Source organism: Pectinatus cerevisiiphilus, from assembly GCF_004341685.1.
GTDB classification, from domain to species: Bacteria; Bacillota; Negativicutes; order Selenomonadales; family Selenomonadaceae; genus Pectinatus; species Pectinatus cerevisiiphilus.
Genome location: NZ_SMAA01000003.1, coordinates 12621 through 38143 on the forward strand (window position 1 = coordinate 12621; position 25523 = coordinate 38143).

General features: G+C 37.0%; 18 protein-coding genes. 7 read left to right on the forward strand and 11 right to left on the reverse strand.

Annotated elements, in window-relative coordinates:
* Nucleotides 1–5: 5 nt before the first annotated feature.
* The 11 genes from EDC37_RS02225 to EDC37_RS02275 all read right to left on the reverse strand — a co-directional run bounded on the left by EDC37_RS02225 (nucleotide 6) and on the right by EDC37_RS02275 (nucleotide 17805).
* The gene (locus EDC37_RS02225) at nucleotides 6–1538 is read right to left on the reverse strand and encodes an LPS-assembly protein LptD (RefSeq protein WP_132547491.1); all 1533 of its coding nucleotides are present in this window, start codon (nucleotides 1536–1538) and stop codon (nucleotides 6–8) included.
* 120 nt (nucleotides 1539–1658) lie between these two features.
* A complete protein-coding gene (malQ, locus tag EDC37_RS02230; RefSeq protein WP_243642159.1) occupies nucleotides 1659–5087 on the reverse strand; it encodes a 4-alpha-glucanotransferase in 3429 nt (1142 codons plus the stop codon).
* A gap of 52 nt (nucleotides 5088–5139) precedes the next feature.
* Nucleotides 5140–6588 (reverse strand): glycogen synthase GlgA, encoded by a 1449-nt coding sequence (glgA, locus tag EDC37_RS02235; RefSeq protein WP_132547493.1) that lies wholly within the window; start codon nucleotides 6586–6588, stop codon nucleotides 5140–5142.
* A gap of 71 nt (nucleotides 6589–6659) precedes the next feature.
* Entirely contained in the window at nucleotides 6660–8702 is a 2043-nt protein-coding gene (gene glgB, locus EDC37_RS02240; RefSeq protein WP_132547495.1) for a 1,4-alpha-glucan branching protein GlgB, read from the reverse strand.
* A 25-nt stretch (nucleotides 8703–8727) separates the two neighbouring features.
* Nucleotides 8728–11181, reverse strand: coding sequence for a glycogen/starch/alpha-glucan phosphorylase (locus tag EDC37_RS02245; RefSeq protein WP_132547497.1), 2454 nt, complete (start codon nucleotides 11179–11181; stop codon nucleotides 8728–8730).
* A gap of 89 nt (nucleotides 11182–11270) precedes the next feature.
* The gene (gene glgD / locus EDC37_RS02250) at nucleotides 11271–12377 is read right to left on the reverse strand and encodes a glucose-1-phosphate adenylyltransferase subunit GlgD (RefSeq protein WP_132547499.1); all 1107 of its coding nucleotides are present in this window, start codon (nucleotides 12375–12377) and stop codon (nucleotides 11271–11273) included.
* A gap of 15 nt (nucleotides 12378–12392) precedes the next feature.
* Nucleotides 12393–13550, reverse strand: a complete 1158-nt coding sequence (locus EDC37_RS02255) for a glucose-1-phosphate adenylyltransferase (protein WP_132547501.1) — start codon at nucleotides 13548–13550, stop codon at nucleotides 12393–12395.
* A 352-nt stretch (nucleotides 13551–13902) separates the two neighbouring features.
* Nucleotides 13903–14946 (reverse strand): M48 family metallopeptidase, encoded by a 1044-nt coding sequence (locus EDC37_RS02260; RefSeq protein ID WP_132547503.1) that lies wholly within the window; start codon nucleotides 14944–14946, stop codon nucleotides 13903–13905.
* A gap of 111 nt (nucleotides 14947–15057) precedes the next feature.
* Nucleotides 15058–15663 carry a CYTH domain-containing protein gene (locus EDC37_RS02265; RefSeq protein ID WP_132547505.1) on the reverse strand — a complete coding sequence of 202 codons (606 nt, stop codon included), beginning with the start codon at nucleotides 15661–15663 and terminating at the stop codon, nucleotides 15058–15060.
* A gap of 36 nt (nucleotides 15664–15699) precedes the next feature.
* Nucleotides 15700–16038, reverse strand: a complete 339-nt coding sequence (locus EDC37_RS02270; protein ID WP_132547507.1) for a hypothetical protein — start codon at nucleotides 16036–16038, stop codon at nucleotides 15700–15702.
* An 18-nt stretch (nucleotides 16039–16056) separates the two neighbouring features.
* A complete protein-coding gene (locus tag EDC37_RS02275; RefSeq protein WP_132547509.1) occupies nucleotides 16057–17805 on the reverse strand; it encodes an ABC transporter ATP-binding protein/permease in 1749 nt (582 codons plus the stop codon).
* A 144-nt stretch (nucleotides 17806–17949) separates the two neighbouring features.
* Here EDC37_RS02275 and EDC37_RS02280 point away from each other — a divergent pair, with 144 nt between their 5' ends.
* The 7 genes from EDC37_RS02280 (at nucleotide 17950) to murD (ending at nucleotide 25511) form a co-directional block, all read left to right on the forward strand.
* Nucleotides 17950–18606 carry a hypothetical protein gene (locus tag EDC37_RS02280; protein WP_132547511.1) on the forward strand — a complete coding sequence of 219 codons (657 nt, stop codon included), beginning with the start codon at nucleotides 17950–17952 and terminating at the stop codon, nucleotides 18604–18606.
* Between the two features lie 132 nt (nucleotides 18607–18738).
* Nucleotides 18739–19677, forward strand: coding sequence for a 16S rRNA (cytosine(1402)-N(4))-methyltransferase RsmH (rsmH, locus tag EDC37_RS02285; RefSeq protein WP_132547513.1), 939 nt, complete (start codon nucleotides 18739–18741; stop codon nucleotides 19675–19677).
* Between the two features lie 116 nt (nucleotides 19678–19793).
* A complete protein-coding gene (locus tag EDC37_RS02290) occupies nucleotides 19794–20183 on the forward strand; it encodes a cell division protein FtsL (RefSeq protein ID WP_165874437.1) in 390 nt (129 codons plus the stop codon).
* Nucleotides 20184–20280: 97 nt separating this feature from the next.
* A complete protein-coding gene (locus tag EDC37_RS02295) occupies nucleotides 20281–21780 on the forward strand; it encodes a UDP-N-acetylmuramoyl-L-alanyl-D-glutamate--2,6-diaminopimelate ligase (protein WP_132547517.1) in 1500 nt (499 codons plus the stop codon).
* Nucleotides 21781–23154 (forward strand): UDP-N-acetylmuramoyl-tripeptide--D-alanyl-D-alanine ligase, encoded by a 1374-nt coding sequence (locus EDC37_RS02300; RefSeq protein ID WP_231039951.1) that lies wholly within the window; start codon nucleotides 21781–21783, stop codon nucleotides 23152–23154.
* Nucleotides 23155–23156: 2 nt separating this feature from the next.
* Nucleotides 23157–24128, forward strand: a complete 972-nt coding sequence (gene mraY / locus EDC37_RS02305; protein ID WP_414153114.1) for a phospho-N-acetylmuramoyl-pentapeptide-transferase — start codon at nucleotides 23157–23159, stop codon at nucleotides 24126–24128.
* Nucleotides 24129–24143: 15 nt separating this feature from the next.
* On the forward strand, nucleotides 24144–25511 hold the full coding sequence (murD, locus tag EDC37_RS02310; RefSeq protein ID WP_132547519.1) for a UDP-N-acetylmuramoyl-L-alanine--D-glutamate ligase: 1368 nt from the start codon (nucleotides 24144–24146) through the stop codon (nucleotides 25509–25511).
* Nucleotides 25512–25523: the final 12 nt, after the last annotated feature.

Here is a 25523-nt window from a genome sequence, read left to right on the forward strand (position 1 = left end):
ATATATCACCAGTGTACAAGGTTGAATCTAATATGCCAGGAATTTCTTTTTTCACGATATCTAAGTTCCATGTCAAGACAATGAAAATCGTGATACCAATAATAATCCCTATCCATTACCTTCATACCATTATCAGCATCAAACTCATTAGCAATAACTATTCTGTCTTTGTCTGTAAGTTCATAACTGAACCCGGCAGTAACTTTCTTTGAATAATCATCGTAGCCATAATCAAATAGAGAATTTTGCGTTGTTGAACGCGAATAATGATAAGCCGTATAAGCAGCAAATTTGGGACTGATATCAGCAACTACTGTGGCATCATAATACAAGTTATTAGAACGGCTCGAATCATAAGATTCATGTATCCACGAATAGCCGATATCTGGGTATAAACGTACTTTTGGTGAACCAAGATTGATAGGGTTATGTGAGAGACGTACAGTATGGCTTCTGTGCCAGCTTGATTTTACATCATCATCCCATTTACCATATTCAGTGGAAAAACCAAAATTAAATCCTGTATCGGCAACAGGGGTATTATAGTCAAAAATTAAAGTTGGCTTTTTTTGTATCCAAACATTATTGTCATCTTCGTAATAACCATCTTCCAGACGGACAGAGGCTTTACCGTTAGCCCATTTTACTCCATAGACATTACGCAGATCGTGTTTAGTGTAATAATTAAAATCGATATAAGCAATGATTTTGTCATTGAGATTCTGGTCGTAATAATAATTTATATGCAGGCCATCATCGCTATCGTAATTTACATGTATAGGAATACTATCTTTACTTGTAGCGTTTTTTCCTATAGCTGTTATATAGCGGTCCTTTTTATAAACAACTTGTCCTTTAATCCAGAATTTTGCATTGTAGGCTATCATATGATCATCAGGCCATATTTCAATTTTATCAGCAGACATATGGTAATCTGGTTTTATTGCCGGACAACGGGTAATAGCACCGTTATATACGATCATTTCTTCCGGATAAAATTCTATTTTCTTGCCCCAGATGTGTTCGGTGTCCATAACACCCTTGGCATCTTCCATTTTACCACGTTTAGTATTGTAATTATAGCTAGTATTATAACCATCCATGACTACATCCGGTTTCCCAGTCTTTTGGTCACCTATCTGTGCCATATGTGTTTTATCTGGAATAACAGTGTCACCACTTTGGGTATTGCCGGAAACTGAGTCGGCAGTCATACGAGAATCTTCGTTAGTTATACGGACATCCCCTTTGGCAAATACATCGCCTGTATGGGTGTCATAAGAAATATCCTTGCCTTCGAAAATTATTGGGGCAGGTTTTGAAGGATCAATGGGGCGGATGAATTTCTCTTTGGCTATATCAGCACGTAGCGCGGTAAGTTCTTTATTTTCCCTATGCTGACGGGCATAATCTTTTTGGTCTTGGATATAATTAAGCAGATCAACATCTGTGTCTTCCGCATAGGCATGGGACTGGACTACATTAAAAACAGTAGTAAAAGCAGCTAATACAGAGAGTAAATAAATTTTTTTATACATATAATTTTAATTCTCCTAAAAATAATATCAACTGACTTATATTCGTGAATAAATAAAAAAATCCTGCATAATATCTATCAGATAAGATAATATTATGCAGGATAGTGTCGTAAGAAAAAATTATCTGTTATATTTAGTGCAAAGATTCGCTAGAAATGCAGCAGATTTTTCTGTGAGACTGCCTGGTAATAAATACCAACGCCAGTTTTTCCCAACAGTGCCGGGGAGATTCATTCGGGCAGAAGAATCGAGCAGCAGGACGTCTTGGAGTGGTAAAATAACTGTACGGGCATCGCTGTTATAAGCATATTCCATTAATTCCTTGCATAATTTGGCTGCATCTGCAGTATAAGTATGTAAATGCGCTGCTAAGATAGCTTTATCTTCTGGAGAAAGTGTTTTTGTCAGCCAACCTATAGTAGTGTCATTGTCATGTGTGCCAGTATATACAATATTATTTTCTGCACAGGAAAAGCCAATACGTTTTTGTTTATTTGGCTGTAATTCAAATTGGAGAACTTTCATACCGGGTAAGTTGCAATCATTTTTTAATTTTTCCACATCTGAAGTTATTACACCAAGATCTTCGGCTATAAGGGAAAGGTGTGGAAGTTGTTTTTTTATTGTTTGGAAAAAAACAAGCCCAGGTCCCTTTTGCCATTTTCCTTCGCGTGCTGTTAAGGCCTTGGCGTCTACGGCCCAATAGGAAGCAAAACCGCGGAAATGATCAAGCCGGATTACATCTGTTATTTTTGTTAGTGTACGAAATCTTTCTGTCCACCATTTATAATTATCTTTTGCCATTGCATCCCACCGGTAGTGGGGATTGCCCCATAGCTGGCCGTCCTTGCTGAAATAATCTGGTGGTACACCAGCAATTGTTATGGGTGAACCATCTTTATCAAGATTGAATAATGTTTGGTTAGCCCAGACATCAGCACTGTCATGTGAAGGGAAAATAGGCATGTCGCCAATAATTTTTATATCATGCGAATTTGCATATTTCTTTAATTTGTCCCATTGCTTAAAAAATATATATTGGACAAATTTTACATAATTTATTTCATCTTGATGAATAACGGCAGCTTCTTTTAAAGCATCAGGTGAGTGCTGTTTTAAGGCTTTAGGCCATTTTGTCCAGGGAAGATTGCAATAAAATTTTTTTAATGCACTGTAAAGCGCATAATCGTCCAGCCAATATTTTTCGTTGCGACAAAACAAATAAAAAGGTTCGTCTGCCGAAAAGCGGGAAAAAGCTTTTCGCAACAATTTATCTTTATTTGTCGCTACTGTTGAAAATTCAACAGTAGTGGAATTCTTTACAACTTGATAGAGCTCTTTGGAAATGAGCAGGCCATCTTGGAGTAGGCTGTCAGGCGAGATAAGCAATTTATTACCGGCAAATACTGAACTCGATTGATAAGGGGACGCACCAAATCCTACCGGATTTAGTGGCAGAATTTGCCAATATTTTTGGTTGCCTTGGTGTAGCCAGTCTATAAAAGAAAACGCTGTTTGGCCAAGGTCGCCTATACCATAAGGTGTATATAAACAGGTGGGGTGAAGTAATATACCACAATTTCGCTTATGGTAAAAAGATGGTTTACTTTGCCGCAAGATTATTCCTGATAATTTTTCTATATCAAGTTCTAGCACATCGTTTTGTAAAGGAATGTCAGCTGTTTTATTTAGAACGTCAGTCAGTGCGGAATGACAAAAACCATGTAGGTCAAGCTTAATATGGGCCTTTTCTGTGGAACTACGATTGATTATTATAACAAAGGCATCATTTTCTGCAATTTTGCCAAATGCATCCTGATGGTTCCTTATGCAGCGTAGATATGCTATTACATCATTTTGTTCCTCAAGAAAAAGAAGTTCACCAGTCTGTAAGGCGATGTGCTGATTTCTCAGTTTGATTAATTTTTTAAACCATTCCCGCAGGTCTGTATTGTCGGTATCCCATGCATAAGCACCACGATTATAAGGGTCGCGCAGTCCCTGCATACCTATTTCGTCACCGTAATAAATTGAAGGCACACCGGGAAAGGTCATTTGCCATAAAGCTGCGAGTCTACTTCTGAGCAGGCCGAGTTTATAATGCGCAGGATCTAATTTATAATGGGCTTGAGCTGTGGCGGGCATATTTTCATAATTTGCAGCTTCGCCCAGTAAAGTAATTACTCTTTCTACATCATGACTACTAACTAAATTCATCATCGCGTAATAATTATAAATAGGGTAATTTTCTTTTTGGCTTGTTAGATTAGCGATAGCCATTTTTCCCGTAATGTGCTTAAGTAAAAAATCTAATACTGTTTTACGGAAGGGATAATTCATAGCGGAATCCATTTCACCGCCGCAAAGGTATTCACGTGAGACACCATAGCTGACCTTGTTTGAGGCATCTTCCCATACCTCACCAATCAGTACAGAATCGGGTTGAATGCTTTTTAACACCTTATAAAAATGGCGTGAAAATTTTTGCGGTAGCTCATCAATAACATCAAGGCGCCAACCACTTATACCATTTTTCATCCAATGACGAAGAACGCTGTTTTCCCCATCAATTATAAAATTCATATATGACGGATCTGTTTCATTGACATTGGGAAGAGTATTAAATCCCCACCAGCTATCATACTCGCATGGATATTTGCGAAACGTATACCAATCATAATACGGTGATGCTTTAGATTGGTAAGCACCGATTGAAGGATAATTGTTATAACGGTTAAAATAGAGGCTATCACTGCCAGTATGGCTGAATACACCGTCGAGAATAATTCGTATACCCAGCTTTTTAGCATAATGGCATAAGTCTATAAAATCTTCATTAGAACCCAAGATGGGATCAATTTTATGATAATTACCAGTATCATAATGATGGTTGCTGGCAGATTCAAAGACAGGATTTAAATAGATTACGGAAATGCCTAAATCCTGTAAATAGGGCAGTTTTTCCTTGATGCCGGCAATATTACCACCAAAAAAATCATAAGAGACAATTTCCTTTGTATCGACGTCTTTATAATAATAAGGGGTATCATGCCAGTCTGCATGGTAGACCACATTCTTTTTGGGGATTATAGTGCTGCCGTGACGATAAAAACGGTCAGGAAATATTTGGTACATTACGCCATGCCTAAACCACGGCGGAGTTGTAGCATCAGCCTGATAGACTGTTATTTGAAAGGAAGCAGGTGATTGATCATACATTTGGCCTATTCCACCAGTATGGTCAACATTATTTCCATAGAATATGGTGCCTTTTTCTGTCTTGATAATAAAGTAATACCATAAGAGACACCCTTCAGTTGGTGTAGTTATACGACCAGCATAATGTTGGGGATTTTGTGGGGAGTTTTGGAGTGATATTATTTTTTCACCCAAATTTTCGTGCCATAACCGAAGAGATACAGATGAGGGTGATTGTTTGGCAACAATATCAATTGCTAAAAATATGTCTGCGTCAGTAGTACATGCACCAAAGGGGAAACGATAATAGGGATTATGGGAATCGTGCATTGGTAAAAAGTCTTCAAGCAAAAAATCACCTCATTGTTAATTTTCAATAGTTTTTTTATATTGGCTAAAATAACTATTCTTTTTTCAGCAATTTCTTGTACAAATCTCTGTATTGTTTTGCTGACTTATTCCAGCTATGATCACTTGACATGGCATTTTTTATAATGCGCCGACGCATGATAATATCATTATATTTTTCTAAGGCACGTTTAATAGCAAAGAGGAGCTCGTGAGCATTGTAATGTGGGAAGGTGAATCCATTACCACTGCTAGTAGTATGGCTGTTATAAGGAATAATTGTGTCTTTTAGCCCACCAATTGCATGAACGATAGGAATACTGCCATAACGTAGAGCAATCATTTGGGAAATACCGCATGGTTCATAACGAGATGGCATCAAAAGATGTGAAGAGGCTGCATAGATTTGGTGGGCTAGTTTATTATCAAATGTTGTATTAACAGAAACTTTGGTAGGAAATCTCCATTGCAGGTTTTGGAACCATTCCTGGTATTTATATTCACCAGTTCCCAGCAAAACAAATTGGACATTTTCGTATTGTAAAAGCTCATCGAGAATTCTTATAAGCAAATCAATACCCTTGGCTTCAACCAGTCTGGAAATAAAGGCAATTAAAGGTATATTCCTTTTTACGGGAAGTCCCAATTTTTTCTGAAGGACTACCTTATTTTCAATTTTTTTCTCTAAGGCATCGGCTACGGTATAAGGAACAGGTATAAAAGGATCTGTCTGAGGGTTATATTCATCTTGATCTATGCCATTGGTTATACCTGTTAAGCAATCACTGCGGCGCCGTAGTACACCGTCTAGTTGCTCACCAAAATAAGGATCCTTGATTTCCTCTGCATATGATTTGCTGACAGTAGTTAAGGCGTCAGCATATAAGAGACCAGCTTTCATAAAATTGATATTGTTGAAAAATTCAAAGTCACCATTTTCAAAATATCTATAATCAATGCCTACTATATCGTTCAAAACAGCTTTTGGGAATATACCCTGGTACTTTAGATTATGAATAGTATAAACGGTTTTTATATCTTGATATTTTTTGTCATACATGTATTCAAGTTTTAGCAAAACACTGACCGGACTTGTCTGCCAATCATTCAAATGAATAACATCCGGCCAAAATTTAATTATAGGCAACATTTTTAATACTGCGCGGCAGAAAAAGACGAAACGTTCAGCATCATCTTTATATCCGTAAAGACCGTCTCTTTTAAAATAGTCTTCATTATCTATAAAATAAAATGTAATTCCTTTGTACTTTAATTCATCAATCCCAAAATATTTTTTCCGCCAGGTAACATTGATTATCCCCGAGTAGATCTTTTTCATTTTTGAACGATATTCCTGAGCAATAGAGCTGTATTTTGGTAGGACAACACGAACATCCGTACCTTGTTCACTGAGTGCTTTAGGTAGTGAACCGGCTACATCACCTAATCCACCGGTTTTGATAAAAGGTGCTACTTCTGAGGCAACATAAAGAAGTTTTAACATAAGAACAATCCTCCATTCTATAAATTCCGTTATTTTGCAGAAATATATCTGCCCATTGTATTATGAAAACATCATTTCTTTTGAATTGCTTTTTTCAATTTTTTTTTAAGCCTAGCCATTTCTCTTTTGCGATTGCCATGCACGTTTTTGGTAATCGGAATGTGTATATCCGCCAAAATGCGATTACTGTTTTTCTCTTCCAAAAACATACTATAAGCTTCTTTGGTGAGATGCAGATATAGACCGGCTAAGGGCGGAACCGAAAGTGTTAACGAGAATGGGTAGCCATTCCATGGTATACATTCTGTTTGTAAATCCACATTATTAGAAACTCCCGAACCACCAAAAGCTATAGAATCACTATTGAATATTTCCTTATAACTTCCCTTTACAGGAAGGCCTAAACGATAACCATGGTGGACTTTCGGTGTGAAATTACAGATGACAATTACGAAATCACTATTTTTTTCTGCTTTACGCATGAAGGATACGACACTGTTTTTGCTGTCATCACAGTTGAGCCAAGTAAAGCCATTCCAGTCAAAATCTATTTGCCATAAGGCAGGGGTTTCGATATAAAGCTTGTTTAAGCTTTGTGAAAAATGAAGCATTTTATTATGCATTGGGTACTTATCTACTAGGTGCCAATCTAAACTGTTATTGTAATTCCATTCAATAAATTGCCCAAATTCACCGCCCATAAAAAGTAACTTTTTACCGGGATGAGTTATCCAGTAACAAAAGAATACTCTAAGTCCGGCAAATTTTTGCCAGTAGTCACCTGGCATTTTTTCAATCAGGGAGCGTTTCCCATGTACTACTTCATCATGTGATAAAGGAAGAACAAAATTTTCGGAAAAAGCATACATTAATGAAAAAGTTATTTTATCATGATGCCATTTACGATATGCGGGTTCAAGGCTGATATAACTTAGCATGTCATTCATCCAGCCCATATTCCACTTATAATTAAATCCCATACCACCGCTGTATACAGGTCTGCTTATCAAAGGCCAGTCGGTGGATTCTTCAGCGATCATTAAAGCATCGGGATAATATTTAAAAACAGCCTGATTGAGTTTTTTTATAAAATCGATTGCTTCCAGATTACCGTTGTCACCATATTTATTTGGCTGCCAACTACCATCCTCCCGCTCATAATTGAGATAGAGCATATTAGCTACTGCATCTATTCTGAGACCATCAATATGAAACTCTTCTAGCCAGAAAATAGCGTTGGAGATTAAAAAGCTTTGTACTTCTGTTCGTCCATAGTCAAAATTGGTTGTTCCCCATTGTTTGTTTTCACTTAATAATGTGTTATCTGATTCATATAAGTTGCGTCCGTCAAAATTTTTCAGGCCATGGGCGTCATTACAGAAATGGCCAGGGGCCCAATCCATAATGATACCTATACCGTTTTGGTGGGCAGTATCGACAAGAAAGCGAAAATCATCAGGTGTTCCGTAACGGCTGGTGGCCGCGTAATAACCTGTTGCCTGATAACCCCAGGAACCATCGAATGGATGTTCGTACAATGGTAAAAATTCTATATGCGTGTAGTTCATTTTTTTTACATATTCTATTAAAGTAGCAGCCATATCGCGGTAAGAAAGATATTCATTATCAGGAGTGCGCCGCCACGATCCTAAATGCACTTCATAGATAAGCATTGGTCTTTCGTAAGATTGCTGTGCTTTTTTGTTTTGCTGCCATGGAGAATCATGCCACTGGTATTTTGACATATTGTATAAACAGGATGCAGTATTAGGTCTTTTTTCTGCATAGAACGCATACGGATCAGCCTTGTAGATCACTTTGTTGTCTGGCGTTTCAATCGCATATTTGTAAAGGACATCTTCAGTTAAGTGAGGAATGAAAATGTACCAAATTTCTCCATCTGACAGTCTTTTCATAGGATGGGTACTGATGTCCCATTTATTAAAGCTGCCAACCACACTAACCTTTTTTGCATCAGGAGCCCATACGGTAAATCGGACACCGGGTATATCATTTTCAGTCATGAAGTGGGCACCTAGAAGCTCATGGGAATGATAATTTGTGCCTTGATGATATAGATAAATATCATATGGTTTCAAGTTGGAAGTTCGCATAATATATCCTCGCTTTCCGTGAAAGTCAATTTTCAAGGGGTAATTTTATTGGATGTATGTCCCAGATATCGTCGGCGTATTCTTTTATTGTCCTATCACTGGAGAACATACCGGAGTGGGCAATGTTGATGAGACTGGATTTGTGCCAAGCTGCGGCATCACGATATTTTTTTTCAATGCGTTTATGGGCTTGGCAGTACGCATCAAAATCTTTAAAGACAAAATATTCATCATTACTGCCGAAAAAGTAATTGTAAAGTGACCGGAAATCACCATTACTGGTAAATGGCCCTGTCAAGAGTTGGTCAATAACACGGTGTATGGCGGGATTGTTATTATATTCGTCCCAGGCTGAATACCGGCCATTTTGGTAGTAAGATAATACCTCATTGGCATTGAGACCAAAGATAACACAGTTGTCATCGCCTACTGCATCATGTATTTCTACGTTAGCACCGTCAAGTGTGCCAAGGGTAATTGCGCCGTTCATCATAAATTTCATATTGCTTGTACCGGAAGCTTCCTTACCGGCTGTAGATATTTGTTCACTGACATTTGCTGCTGGAAATAATTTTTCGGCAAGTGATATACCGTAGTTTTCAAGAAAAATTATCTTCATTTTTTTATTGACTTTTTTATCAGCGTTTATCACACTGGCAACAGTATTGATGAGACGAATAGTTTCTTTGGCAATGTAATAACTAGGGGCAGCTTTGCCACCAAAGATGTAGGTGCGGGGAAGCATATCAAAATTAGGGTTTTCGTAGAACTCATTATAAACATGCATTAAACGTAATATATTCATAATTTGCCGTTTGTAAGAGTGAATGCGCTTAACATGTATGTCAAATATTGAGAGCGGATCAACTGAAATGGAATATTTCTTTTTAATAAAAGTTGCCAAATTATTTTTATAGAACTGTTTAACTTTATTAAGTTTTTCTAATGCAGAAGCATCTTCAGTAAAATGAAGTAGTTTTATGAGCTGCTCTGGATCTGTTTTCCAATCGGAGGAAATAAGATCATCTATGAGTGAGGTGAGCTTTGGATTGGAAGCCATGAGCCAGCGCCGGTGTGTAATACCGTTAGTTTTATTGTTGAATTTGTGAGGATAATAATCATTAAACTGTTTCATACTATAATTTTTTAATATATCAGAATGGATTTTAGCAACACCGTTGACGCTATGACTGCCGACTATTGCCAGCCTTGCCATATGGACATGGCCGTCCTGCAGGATAGAAAAGCTGTGGACTATATCTTCATTGCCAGGATAGCGCTGCCGTACACCTTTTAAGAAGCGACGGTTGATTTCTTCGATGATGAGATAAATACGTGGTAAATGGGGTCGGAACATATCTATAGGCCATGTTTCTAAAGCTTCCGGCATAATTGTATGATTGGTATAGGCCATGGTTTTGACGGTAATATCCCATGCTTGTTCCCAAGGGAGCCCTTCTACGTCAACCAGAATGCGCATTAGTTCGGCAATTGCCATGGCAGGATGGGTGTCATTTATATGAACTGCGACTTTTTGCGGAAAATCAAGTAAAGAAGGAAAGTCTTTTTTATAGTGCCGAATGATGCTTTGGATACCAGCGGACACAAGAAAATATTCTTGCGTCAGGCGGAGCAGTTTGCCCATATTAGAACTATCGTCAGGATATAGACAGCTGGTTATTGCTTTAAGTTGATATTGAAATTTTACTTTTTCCTGAAGCTGCTGATGTGTTAGAACACCATTTTGGGCAAAATTCTGACTGACTTCTGCATTCCAAAGACGCAATGTGTTTACAACACCATTATGATAACCAACAATGGGGACATCGTATGGAACGGCTGAAACCGTAGTGTAATTTTCATAAACCAGTTTTAAGGTATTATCTGGCATCTTTTTCATATAAGCGTTGCCGCCGAAAGACACACTAACTTCTTTTTCCGCTTTGCGGTATTCCCAGGCAAACCCATTTTTTAACCAGTTGTCAGGAAGTTCAACTTGGTTGTTGTTGATAATTTTTTGTTCAAATAAGCCGTATTGATACCGAATGCTGCAACCGTGGCCTGCTATACCGAGTGAAGCCATTGAGTCTATAAAACAGGCAGCTAGACGGCCAAGACCACCGTTTCCGAGGCCTGCATCAGGTTCTTCCTCAAATAAGCTGTTGAGGTCAATGCCAAGGTCATGCATCGCGGAATAACATATATCTTCTATGCCAAGATTTAAAATGTTGCAGTTGAGTAAGCGACCAAGCAGAAATTCTATGGAGAAATAATATATTTGTTTTTCGTGATGTTCCGTATAATAATTATTTGTCCTTATCCAGTTTTCGCTTATATATTGTCGAATTGTATTTGCCAGCGCCTGATAGAGATTTTCCTTCGTCAAATCCTCCATATCGCGGCCAAACATTATATTGGCTGTCTGCAAGAATAGATGTTCAAATCTATTCTTTTCTTCCAATAATTTACTTGTAAGCATATTTAGCTATCTCTCCTTTTGATACAGTTTATGCAAATGGATATTTAGTGCGAAACGATAATGTATCGTCTGGTTGTTATGGTCTTTTGTTAAATAACGGTGCCCTTTTCCACAATAAAAGGATAGTTTTCTGCGCCCTTTAAACATTTTTGGGATGAAACAATCACATTCTTATCACAAATAGTATTTTCTATATGTGAGTTTTCAGAAATCTGGCAGTTTTGCATAATGATACTATTTTTTATTTCAACACCTTTTTTTACTTTTACATCACGGAATAAGATACTATGCTCGACTAAACCTTCTATAACACATCCGTTGGCAATCAGGGAATTGTGGACTTGCGCGTGATGTTTATATCGTGTGGGGACATCATCTTTTGTCTTCGTGTAAATGGGAAGTTTATTGATAAACAGTTCATTCCAGATTTTGGGGTCTAATAAATCCATACTAGTTTGATAATAATCAGCTATTGAATTGATATTTGAGACATAACCATCATAATAATATCCATAAATATTATATTGGGATATTGTACGCATTATTCCATCCACGAGAAAATCTGATCCGCCTCTTTCGTAGGATTGTTCTACTATAGCCGAAAATATTTTGCGGGACATAAGATATACACCCATTGAAATTTCCGAATCCTTACGAGTTTTGGAACGTTTGGCAATATCGGTTACTAATCCGTTCTCTTTAGTTTTTATGAGTGTGCAGGGGGATTGAAATTCCCTGCCTGTCTTATGGTAAAGAATTGTTATATCTGCATTGGTATTTTGATGGAATCTTAATACATTATTAAAATCCATATTAAAAACAGTATGCCCACTGGATATAATAAAGTATTCTTGGGGATTATGCTGCAAGACTTCTAAATTTTGGTAAAAAGTTTTTAAATCTGATTGATGTGCGTTATTTTCATCTTTATCCGGTAAAATATAGAATAAACCATCATGCCGTCTGGCTAGATCCCAGTCCTTCCCTGAGCGGAGATGATCAAGGACAGATGCTGCTTTCTCAGGAAAGGTAATCCCTACTGAGGTTATGCCTGAATTGACCATACTGGATAAAGCAAAGTCTATCAACCTGTATCTTCCGGCAAATGGGATGGTGGCAATAGGTCTCTTGTGGGTAAATTCTTTTATAAGGCTATTATCTTCATATAAGTTTATTAAACCCAATATATAATTCATATTATTCTCCTATCATCAGCCTACTTGTTTATCGTCACTACTAATAGGTGTGATAATCTCACCTTCCGGTATTACTGTAATTGTTCCATTGTCTGCAAAAATACGGCAACCGTCCATTACTTCACAATGTGGTGCTAAAATAGCTTTCTCAATATGGATTCCTTCATGTATGATGCAGAAGGGGAAGATTACCGAATTGACTATATTAGTATTTTTACCAATGTGGACTCCTGGAAAGATGACGGAGTTTTTAACATTTCCCTCGATAACAGCACCGCCGCTTATTAATGAATTACTTATTTTGGCATCAGAACCCACGAAATGGGGCGGTAACGGAGACTGTGAAGAATAAATACGCCATGGACCGTCTAATTCAAATGAAGGCTTTTCTTTGAGCAGATCCATATTGGCCTGCCATAAGCTTTCTACGGTGCCGACGTCTTTCCAATAACCTGCAAATGCATACGAGAACAAACGTACATTGTCAGCGAGCATTTTAGGAATGATATTTTTGCCAAAATCATGGCTTGACATACAGTCAGTTGCATCTTCTTTTAAATAATGCTCTAGAATTTTCCAATTGAAAATGTAAATTCCCATGGAGGCAAGCGTGCTTTGTGGTTTTTTGGGTTTTTCTTCAAATGCGGTTATGCGGCCGGTTTTGTCAGCTGTCATAATACCAAATCGGGAAGCTTCTTTACGTGGGACTTTTATAACACTTATTGTTGCATCGGCTTTATTCATTTTATGTTCTTCTAACATCCATGAATAATCCATGGTATAAATATGATCACCTGATAAAATTAAAACGTACTGTGGATCATACATTTCAATAAAGTTAATATTTTGATAAATCGCATCAGCAGTACCCTTATACCAGTCTGCTTCTTTTTCACGTGCATATGGGGGTAAAATATAAACACCGCCGGTTTTTCTGTCCAGGTTCCACGCTTCACCTGTACCAAGATACGTATGCAGTTCCAGCGGTTTATATTGTGTGAGTACACCGACTGTTTCTATGCCTGAATTTGAACAATTACTGAGCGGAAAGTCAATGATGCGATATTTTCCACCAAAATGAACAGCTGGTTTAGCAATTCTTTTTGTTAGCGCACCGAGCCGGCTGCCTTGTCCTCCTGCCAAAATCATTGCCAGGCATTCTGTCTTTTTCATAATAGTTCCCTCCGCAGTAAATATAAATTTGGACGAATTAGGGAAGATATAATTAATGTCTACATATATTATATTTATATCTTAAGACATCCATTCTTAAAAGTAAATGTTTATTAGCTAAAATGTACAAAATTACATATAAAAATGTAAAAAATAAAATTAATATACTTATATTTTGATAAAACACAAGTATATTATTAAAAACATAAAACACGGATAAATATAAGATTGATTTAAAATTTTCACTTAATTTTTAAAACATAAAATAAAGCGAAAATTCCTTTTAAATATAGTGGCAGCTATATAAATTAAGCTAAATCGCAAGGAATATGAGATGGTTTATGACTTAAATTCATGAAGCTAATATTTGTTTGAAAGAAGAAATATATTCTTTTGCTAAAGACAAAAGATCACTACTAGCAGAAGCTGCATCATCTGGCGTTAAGCTCATAATATAAATATCATTATAATAAATAGAGATATTAGTACCATCACTGTCAAGAAGGTAATAATCGGGATTATAAGCAGGCTGTTGTGTTATTTTGTAGATGTTACCTGCTATAAAATACGCCCTTTCAAGTGGAGAAAGTCCATTCATAGAGATTTTTATGGTGGGGGTTTGTCCAGTTGGTCCATACACATAAGCTGATGCTTCATTACCTTTTACTTGGACTGGGATGTTTAGCGTATGAAGATATTCCTTCATCTTTGTGATTCGTTTTAACGTACTAGGATGATCGGAGAAAAGATCTGTTTTTTCATTTGGCGACAATGTATTCAGTTTCATAAGACCAACTAACATACTATAAGGATTATAGCCTGCAGCCAATGTTTCTTCAAAACCTAGCTTGTCAGCTTCGGATTCATCACTGCGGCTGTATCCCGCTGCAATAGTTGATAAAATGGCTGGTTCTGCCGTCATGCCATTTTCCGTTTTTGATAATAAGATAGTAGCTAGTATTGTGATGCCCATATTTTTTTCTAACTGGTTTACGGAATGTCTTTTTACTACATGGGCAATTTCGTGACCTAAAATACCAGCAAGTTCATCATCTGTCTGTATTTTATCAGTGAGTCCGCGGAACACATAGATAAAACCGCCAGGAAGGGCAAAAGCATTTACATCATCTGAGTCAAGAACCTTAAAAGTATATTTTATGTCTTTTCTACCAGATACAGCAACCAAGCTTTGCCCTATTTTATTAACACGGGCTTGAAGTGCGGCATCATCAACAAGCTTGTATTTCTTTTCTACATATTTTGCTGCATCTTCACCAATTGAGATTTCCTGTTTGGTAGATATTAGACTGGCATATACTTCGTTGGTAAAGATAAAACTGAGAGCAAAGAATATTAAAATTGTAAATGTAAAAGAGGATATATATAACTTTTTCATAACTTTAAATTCATTGCTCCTGTCGTTATCTTATATACATTTTTCTGTATGCAGTACAATAAATCCTGCTTATAAAAAAAAGAATTTTTTGTTTTTGTACAAATAAGATTTTTATTCTAAACCTCTGGAGAATTTGCTTTTCCTTGATGGTTTGAAAAAGAATTTTTTCTTGATGATATCAGCTAGTTGAAGAACGTCAGACTCTTCTCCAAACTTGAGTTCCAGTTCGAGTTCTTGTATAGGGGAAGTTTTTGAACGACCATATATATTACCAACATCTATAGCTGCTTCTATTTTTGAGGCATTAAAAAAAATATTAGTTTTGTAACGCAAAAAGACATTAGTAACTATTGGTAAAAGAGAATGATTATAAACTGAATTTATTTTCCCAGCAAGATTTGGAATGTCAGAAAAAATTTTTATATCTGGTTTTATTGTATTTACCTTGCGGTTTATTTCAAGACGGCGGGCAAGAAAATCCTTTGAGAGGTTTTTTCCCTTTATTGTCGCTATATAAATATTATTTTCTCTACGTACTCTATAAACTAATTTTTTTTGCTGAAGTAAGGTATCCTTTGTGTCGTAATAGCGGGCTGACATATGCAGCAGCACAGGTGACCCTGGCTGGTATAATGAAGCTAAAAATTTTTTTAATGGAGGGATACTGCTGGCATCAGTTATTTGTAATTTTATTTCTATTTCTTCATTTTTTTGCATAAAGGCACATCTCCAGATTTTATTGATTGAGTTTAGCTATAAAAACAGTAATACTATAGAACCAAAAAATAAAGTCAAACTTAAAGCTTTTAAAAGTGAAATAGCTGCTTTTTGATGTGCAAGTGTTAATTTATAAGTAAAATATTGAAGCATCCACACACAAAATGAAATACCTAAAAAGAACCCCGGAATGTCTTGTGAAAAAATACTGTAAATGGTAATAAGAAAAGCAATTAATAGAGCGGTACTCTGCCCTTTACTGAATTTTTGCCGTTTGGGAATGGGGGTGGGTTTAACACGTGTCTTCCTGGTACAATTATTATAGGCTTGTTCTGCCTCGTCAAAATCTTTTTGGGAAAAATTTTTATAAATCATAAGACACCTCCGTGGTCTTTAACAATCTGGCGAGGAATTCATATGCGGTATTGCATTTAAGGGAGAAAACAGGTAACTGCCATTATTGTTGAGCTTTAATCTGTATTTATGATGGGAAAGGAGTGTCATGTGGTGACCTACACTGATAATAGTAGCATGTGGTAGTTCTTTTTTTAATAATGTGTACATATATGCTTCTGTATCTTCGTCCAGTGCAGAGGTAGCTTCATCTAGAAAAATCCATGTTGGCTTTTTTAGGAGTATTCTTACAAAAGCCAAGCGTTGCTGTTCCCCTAAAGAAAGAATGCGGCTCCAATCGTTTGTATTCTCCAACTGGTTGGCTAATTTGTCTAATTTACATAGATGAAGAAGCTCGACAAGGTTTTTAGTGTCCATAGTCGGCGCTGCTTGCGGATAATAAAGGGTTTGGCGCAGCGTTCCCAAGGGAAGATAAGGCTTTTGTGGTAAAAATAAAATATTTTGCTGGGCTGGTAGAGTTATTTTTCCGCTGGCAAAGGGCCAAATACCGGCTAAGGTGCGCAGTAAAGTACTTTTACCGCAACCAGAGAAACCGGTTATTATTAAATTTTCTCCAGCAGGTAAGTCCATATTAAGATCTTTTAAAATAGGTTGTCCTTTTGGTAGGCTGATGGTCAAGTTTTGTGTTTTTAAAACATTTCCTGTACTTGTCTGGATTGCAGAGCGGATTTCATCAGCATTTTTCATATGTATCGCAAACGTGTTTAAACGACGTATAACGGATGACCATTGTGCTATGTCAGTGTATGAAGTAACGATATAGGATAGAGCATCTTGTACTTTACCGAAGGCTGTCAAGGTTTGAATGAGCCAGCCGATAGACAGTGTTTCAGCAAAATAACGAGGAGCTGCTATTAAAATAGGAAGTATAATAGCAATTTGTGCATAGCTGACAGTTATTCCTGTAAGAATTTTTTGCCGGGCTATTATCTGCCGAAAATTGAGAATGACAGATATAAAACGAGTCTTTAGATTATCTTTTTCAGGGGTTTCACCACGATAAAATGCTATGCTTTCACTGTTTTCACGTAAACGCACCAATGAGAAACGAAAATTCGCTTCATATTTTTGCTGGTTAAAATTAAGGCCGATTAGTTGGTGCCCTATTTTGTGGGTAATAAAAGTACCAATAATAGAATAGACCAGAGTTGCCCATACCATGAAACCAGGAATGACCAACGTGCCATTGTTAAACGGAATGGAGAAACTGCCAGATAACTGCCATAACATGGCAATGAAAGAAACAAGGACAAGAAATTGTTTAAATAAACCAATACCAAGAGATAAGGTTAAGCTTACAAAAAGATTTATATCTTCTTGGATACGTTGGTCGGGGTTATCCGTATCACTATTATTAGTTTGCAATTTGTAATACGTTTGGTCGTTTAACCATTGGTCAAGATATTGTTTTGTCATCCATGTACGCCATTTTATTTGTAATATTTGTTGTAGATAAAATGCATATACGGCGAAGAAAATGAGTAGCAAAGCAAGTATAGTGAATTTGCTGATGGACTGCCAGAATAAATGATAGGAATAATTTTGCAGGATAGTATAAAATTCGTTGAACCAGCTGGTCATTTCAAGCATTAAAAATACAGATACTAAATTCAGCAAAATAACAGCTGACAAAAGTCCCCTTGCCTTCCACTTGTCATCTGACTGCCAATACCCCTTGAATAACAGCCAGAAATTTTTTGAAGATTTTTTTATAAAACCTATTTGCATGGATAAGCCTCCAATTACTTGAAATAAAGTATGGTTAAAAGTATAATAAAAAAATAAGTTTATTGCAATGAGTAAGGGCGTTATGTATAATTTTTCTGCGGGAATGCAGGCTTTAAAAATTTATAGGGATTTAGGAGACGGCAGATGAAATATAGTTTGCTCTTAGCGGGAATCGGAATATTTATTGTGGTATTATTATATGTCGGCTATCGTTATTTACCACAAAGACGTGTTTTTTATTTATTTACAGCTATTATATTGATCAGCACAGGGATTATTTTTTCTTTTTGGCACGGGCAGACAAAACAAAATGTCATGACAGAAGCGCAAAAGACGCAAATCTTGAGTGAACAACCGTTTTTTGTTACATGGTATGAAGAATATAAACAGTATTTAGAAGATATAGATCGAATTTGGACTAGGTATAATAATACGCTTGAGGACTTTTCCAAGGAGAAAATAGATCCTGATGAATTGCAGCAGGATCTTGTAAAAATACAAACTGATTCGGATAAACTCCAGGGAAAAATGAAGGATGCCTTGCCGCCACAAGAATTGTCGGATGAAAATTATAAATTGAGCTATGCGGTTTTGGAAGAAACCCGGCAGTATATGGCAGCACAGAATGATACTATCAAGAAAACGCTGCAAGCTGTGATGACGCCGGAATTTAGGGCAAATGCATTTGAGCTGCAACGTAAAGAAATTGATAATATCCGTATTTTAAATTCTCCGGTAAACTTGAATATTGCGGGAGATATATTAACAATAAGGGATAATCTTAGTTTACCTGATTTGTAAAGAGAGCTAATATAAACAATAATATTCTATATTTATAGAGGAATAAATAATTTCGTAAAGAATATATAAAAGATATTATTGTGAGAGAAATATTCTATTGATAGCCAATTTTCATGGGGGGAGTTCAACTAATTGAAATTTCATCATATCAGTGTTATGGCTGATGAAGTTATTAAGGGTTTAAAAATAAAACCAGATGGAGTGTATGTAGATTGCACATTAGGCGGAGCTGGACATTCATCCCGCATTGCAGCTGCCTTAAGTGAAAAAGGAACCTTGCTGGGAATAGACCAGGATATTATAGCCGTAGAAGCTGCAAAAGAAAAATTGGCGCAATATACATGCAATATCAAAATTGTTCATGATAATTTTGCGCATCTTGGGCAAATATTAAGAAATGAAAATATTGATATGGTTGATGGTTTTTTATTTGACCTTGGTGTATCCTCTCCCCAGATTGACAATACGGAACGCGGCTTTTCGTATATGCATGATGCTCCTTTAGACATGAGAATGGATGAAGATGCTGAACTTACGGCATATACAGTTGTCAATAAATATAGTCAGGAACATTTAACGGAAATAATCAAAGATTATGGTGAAGAACGCTGGGCAAAAAGAATAGCAGAGTTCATTGTAGAAAGAAGAAAAACGGCACCAATAGAAACTACAGGGCAGCTGGTAGATGTTATACGGCGGGCCATACCTGCAGCAGTTCGCAGAAGTAGTACGGGACATCCGGCAAAAAGGGTTTTTCAGGCTGTTCGTATAGAAGTAAACAATGAACTAAATATTTTAGAAGAAGCTTTTGAATGTGCTGTTAAACATTTGAACCAAAACGGTAGAATAGCTATTATCACATTTCATTCATTAGAGGATAGAATCGCCAAAAACACTCTTAAACTTATGGCTAGAGGCTGTATCTGCCCACCGGACATTCCTATTTGCGTCTGCGGCCACAAAAAACAGGTAAAGCTGTGTGGCAAGGCAGCAGTGCCTTCTGAAGCTGAGATTGAAGCGAATCCAAGGGCAAAGAGTGCTAAACTGCGTATCGCAGAAAAGATTGTGTAGTTGTAGGGGATAATATGGCTTAGTTTTAATTAAACCAATAGTTAAGTTAGTTTTTATTTTATGTAGGGCGGAAAATTTATATAACTTCAAGGATGGACTATGTGGGGGAACAGACAATGTCGAGGTATTATAGTTATGGTAATTTAGCGGAAAAATCGACCGTTAAAAAGCAGTCACCGACCCGCAGTTATATGAGTCGATCGAAACAAAGAACAGTGGGATCAAAGGTTAATTTGAATAGTAAGTTGCGTTTGCAATGCTTAGTGTTAGTTGTACTCGTATCTGCTATGGGGATGTTTATTACTTTTCGCAATGGCATAGCGGCGAAACAAGGATACGAGCTTGTAAAGATGAAGCAGTCAGTGGCTATGCTTGAGAAGGATAATGCAAGATTGAAGCTGGATATAGCAGGCTTGAAATCTCCTGAAAGAATAAAAAAAATTGCGGTTAATGAACTAGGAATGGTCTTGCCGTCAAAGGTATATTTTGCCAATAAAAATCATTGATATTAGGGATGCGGGGAGCTGTTTTGGGACAGCTCCTTTTTAGTTTTCCGATTATCTGCTATAATATATTTGTTTTGGAAAAATAGGAGGTACTGCAATGCCAAAATCCATAAAAAGCCTAATAGGAAAATTAGACAATGTTAAAGTTACAAATAATATGGATGTTAATATTACTTCGGTTGAATATGATTCGCGTAAAGTAAAAAACGGATCACTTTTTTTCTGCGTAAAAGGAGCCACTGTTGATGGCCATGATTTTGTGCCGAATGCATTGGCAAACGGAGCTGCGGCAATCGTAGCCGAAAGAAATGTCGACGTACCAGATAATATAGTTAAAATAATAGTTGATGATATGCATGCAGCTATGGAAAAAATTGTGCCGTATTTCTATGATTATCCAAGTAGAAAAATGAGAATGATTGGTGTTACCGGAACTAACGGAAAAACTACTATAACATATATTATTCGTTCTATTTTACGTAAGGCAGGTTATAAGACAGGCCTGATCGGTACTATAAAAATAATGATAGAAGACGAAGTACTTCCCATCCACAATACTACCCCTGATATAGTTGATTTACAGCAGATTTTATTTCAGATGGCACAGGCGGGTATGGATTATGTGGTTATGGAAGTATCTTCGCATGCGTTGGCGTTGCATCGTGTAGCTGGTTGTGAATATGATACGGCAGTGTTCACTAATTTGACACGGGATCATTTGGATTTTCATAAGACTTTTGAAAATTATGCATTGGCCAAGGCTAAATTATTTTCATCGCTGACTGCACCAGGAAATGTGAAGAATAATAAAACCGCTATTATTAATATAGATGATCCTACTGCAGAGGTAATGCAACAGCATACGAAATGCCCTGTTTTCACATATGCGGTTAAGAAAGATGCAGATATTAAAGCCGAAAATATTGATATTCATATGAACGGTGCTTCATTTCGTATAACTGGAAGGTTATGCCAGATGGATTTATTTTTAAATATAACAGGTCTTTTTAATGTATATAATGTTATGGGAGCTGTGGGCGCAGCTTTAGCTGAAAAAATAAAACCAGAACTTATAAAACAAGCATTGGCAGAGTTTCATAGTGTGCCAGGCAGATTTGAACTAATTCGTGCTGGCCAGGATTTTTGTGTGATAGTGGATTATGCGCATACACCAGATGGTTTGGAAAATGTTTTAAATACAGCTAAACAAATTGCTAAAAGACGTATTATAACAGTGTTTGGCTGCGGTGGTGACCGTGACCGCACAAAGAGGCCAATAATGGGAAGAATAGCGGCTGAAAAATCTGATATAGTGATTGCAACATCGGATAATCCGCGTACAGAGGATCCGGAATTTATTCTGGGTGAGGTAGAACAAGGTGTATTACCCGCGTTACATGGTAATTTCCATGAAAAAATAACCGATAGAAAAAAAGCTATCTACCGTGCGATAGAATTGGCGAAAAAGGATGATATCGTAATAATAGCGGGAAAAGGCCACGAAAATTATCAAATATTGAAGACAGGAATAATTCATTTTGATGATAGGGAAGTAGCTGTCAGTGCAATAAAAACGAAACTTGCGGAGGAAAAATAATTGCCAGCGTTTACATTGGAAGATTTAAAAAATTACACCGGCTGTGAGATCATGAAACAGAACCAAACGACTTTTGGAGATGTGAGTACTGATACCCGCAGTATAAGACCGGGAATGATTTTTTTAGCGATAAAGGGAGAAAATTTTGATGGACATAATTTTCTTGATAAGGCAGTAGCAAATGGTGCAGCAGGTGTAATTTTAGCTGATAAAAGTAAAGTAACAAAAATACAAAATGAAAATATTACCATACTATATGTCAAGGATACTTTAAAGGCGTATCTTGATATAGCCGGTGGCTGGCGGAGCCGGTTTTCCCTTCCTGTTTTGGCAATAACGGGATCAAACGGGAAAACGACGACTAAGGATTTGACTGCGGCTATACTGGCAGAACGCTATAAAGTGTTGAAAACACAGAAAAATTTTAATTCAGAAATAGGAATGGCACTCACCTTATTGTCTTTGCGGCCAGAACATGAAGTCGCTGTAATAGAAATGGGGATGCGAGGACTCGGCCAAATAAAAACGTTAGCTGGCATAGCTAAACCAGATATAGGCATAGTGTTAAATGTGGGTAATACGCATATAGAACTTTTAGGCTCGCAAGAAAATATTGCAAAGGCGAAAGGTGAACTGGTAGAAGCCATAAAGGCGGATGGGCTGGTTATTTTAAATGCTGACAATAAATATACAGCGGCCATGGCAGTAAAAACAAAGGCGAGAATAGTAACTTTTGGGATAGATAATAAGGCAGACATAACAGCTGAAAATATACGCATGCTGGATAGCAATAAAACCGTATTTACTTGTAAAGAAGCTGGACAGAGTGTTGAACTTACCATACCGCTTATGGGTAAACACAATGTGTATGATGCTTTAGCCGCAGTTGCTGCCGGTCGTGCAATGCATATAGACTGGTCTATGATAAAGCACGGATTGGCTAATTTTACATCATCGGGAATGCGCTTTGAGATTTTACGGTTAAAAGATTATACTATAATTAATGATGCTTATAATGCTAGTCCTCTTTCGACAAAGGCTGCCATAGAAAATTTGACGATTTTACCAGCTAAAAGGCGCATTTTTGTGTTTGGCGATATGAAAGAATTGGGAGCTATTGCCCAACAGGCGCATGAAGAAGTAGGCAGGTTTTGTGCTGCCCATAAAATTGATATTTTGATAACTTTTGGGGCTTTGGCGGATTGTGCGGCAATTGCAGCTAAATGCAGTGGAATAAGATTTGTGCAAAGCTGTAAAAGCCATGAAGAAATAGCAATGTTGTTGAAAACTATTTTGAAAAAAGGGGACGCTGTTTTATTTAAAGGCTCACATAGTATGCAAATGGAAAAAATAATAGAGTTATTGGAGAAATAAAAATGATGGTAATAGCTTATCCTGTTTTTGCGGCAATCCTTTCTGCAATTGTTGTACTCATTTGCGGGCCTAAGCTTATTCCCGAACTTCATAAATTAAAGTTTGGACAAAGCATAAGGCAGGAGGGACCGAAGAGTCATCAGATAAAGTCTGGTACGCCTACGATGGGCGGCATAATGATAGTCATTGGGATTATTATCGGTACTGTGGCCTTTGCCCATATGAGCGTGGAAATATGGCTGGCCTTTTTAACAATGCTTGGGTATTTTTGTATAGGCTTTATTGATGATTATATAAAAGTTGTCTTAAAAAGAAATCTTGGCTTAAAGGCGCGCCAAAAATTTTTGGGACAATTGATTATTGCTTTGCTGGTAACATATTTAGGTATCCATAATGGTGTGTTGGACACAAGTTTATGGCTGCCAATCCTGAATGTAAACGTAAATATTGGGCTCTTTTATTATGTCCTTGTATGGTTTGTCTTCGTTGGTACGACCAATGCTATAAATTTGACAGATGGACTTGATGGTTTAGCGGCAGGTGCAGTGGCAATTGCTGCTTTTGCGTATGCTTTAATTTGCATTTATCTTAATAAAATTGATCTTGCTGTCTTCTGTCTAGCATGTACAGGTGCTTTAGTGGGTTTTTTGAAGTTTAATAAGCACCCGGCAAAAATTTTTATGGGTGATACGGGATCATTGGCACTTGGTGGTGTGATATCAGCAGTTGCTGTTTTGACACGCACTGAATTATTGCTTATAATTATTGGCGGTTTGTTTGTCATAGAAGCCCTTTCCGTTATAATTCAGGTCGTTTCTTTTCATTGTAGACATGGGAAAAGGGTATTTTTGATGAGCCCGCTTCATCACCATTTTGAACTTAAAGGATGGCCGGAGGTAAAAGTCGTACGAAATTTCTGGCTGGTTAGTGTGTTTTTTGGAATTATGGGCTTGGCCGCGGTTTTACTAAGTTGAGAAAGAAGTAATAAAATGGATTTTGCTGATAAGCGTATTGTAGTTTTAGGAGCAGGTATAAGTGGTATAGCGGCTGCAAAAATTGCCTGCAAATTAGGTGCATCAGTAGTGTTGAATGATGCAAAAACTGAAGAACAGATAAAATATAATTTAAATGAATTAAAAGAGCTTAATGTAAAACTGATTTTAGGTAAACAAACAGTAGATATTTTTAAAGATGCGGATATCGTTATATTGTCACCGGCAGTACCGTTACATATCCCTTTATTGGCTGAAGTAGAAAAACTTGGTATAAAAATCATTAGTGAAATTGAATTCGCGTGGTATATTGCCAAGGCACCTATCTATGCCATAACGGGAACAAATGGGAAAACGACGACAACAACGTTACTTGGCTTATTAATGGAAAAATTGTACAAAAAAGTCGGTGTCGGTGGGAATATAGGCATTCCATTATGCGAAGAAGTATGCCGGGTAGGTGCGGAAGGTTGTACTGTAGCGGAAATTTCCAGTTATCAATTGGAAAGTTCGCATGAGTTTTGTCCTAAAATAGCCGCAGTGCTCAATGTTACACCTGACCATATAGCAAGACATGGCTCTATGGAAGTGTACCAGCAAATGAAAGAAAAGATTTTTGCCAATCAGGGTAAATCTGACTTTCTTGTTTTAAATTATGATGATCCGCGCACGCGGGGAATGGCTGACCGTGCTAAAAGTACAGTGATGTTTTTCAGCCATGAGGTTTGCCTTGGCGAAGGGGCAACGGTATTACAGGGAAAATTAGTAATAAGATGGCACGGTAGACAGTATGTAATATGCTCTATTGATGAAATAAAGATAAAGGGCAGCCATAATTTGGAAAATGCTTTGGCAGCGGCGGCAATGGCTTTTTTAGCAGGGGTACCGGTGCAACAGATAGCTGCTGTTTTAAAGACTTTTCCTGGAGTAGAGCATCGTATAGAACCAGTCCGTAACATTAATGGCGTTGAGTATTTTAATGATTCCAAAGCTACTAATACAGATGCTGCAATAAAAGCATTGGAAACATTTAGCGGTAATATTATCCTTATTGCTGGTGGTTATGACAAAAAAACAGACTTGACGGAATTTATGAAGCTGGTAAAAAAACGGGTAGATAAATTAATTCTGCTTGGTAATGCAGCAGCCAGATTTAAAAAAGCAGCTATTATTAATGGAATAAAGGAAGATAATATAATAGAAGCTGGTTATTCTATGGAAAAAGCGGTAGAATTAGCGTATAAATACGCTGTTAAGCCGCAAGTAGTTTTGCTTTCGCCAGCTTGCTCAAGTTTTGATATGTATGATGGCTATGAAGAACGCGGCCGCGATTTTAAAAAAATAGTTAATGCATTACATAAATAATATGAAGTGAGT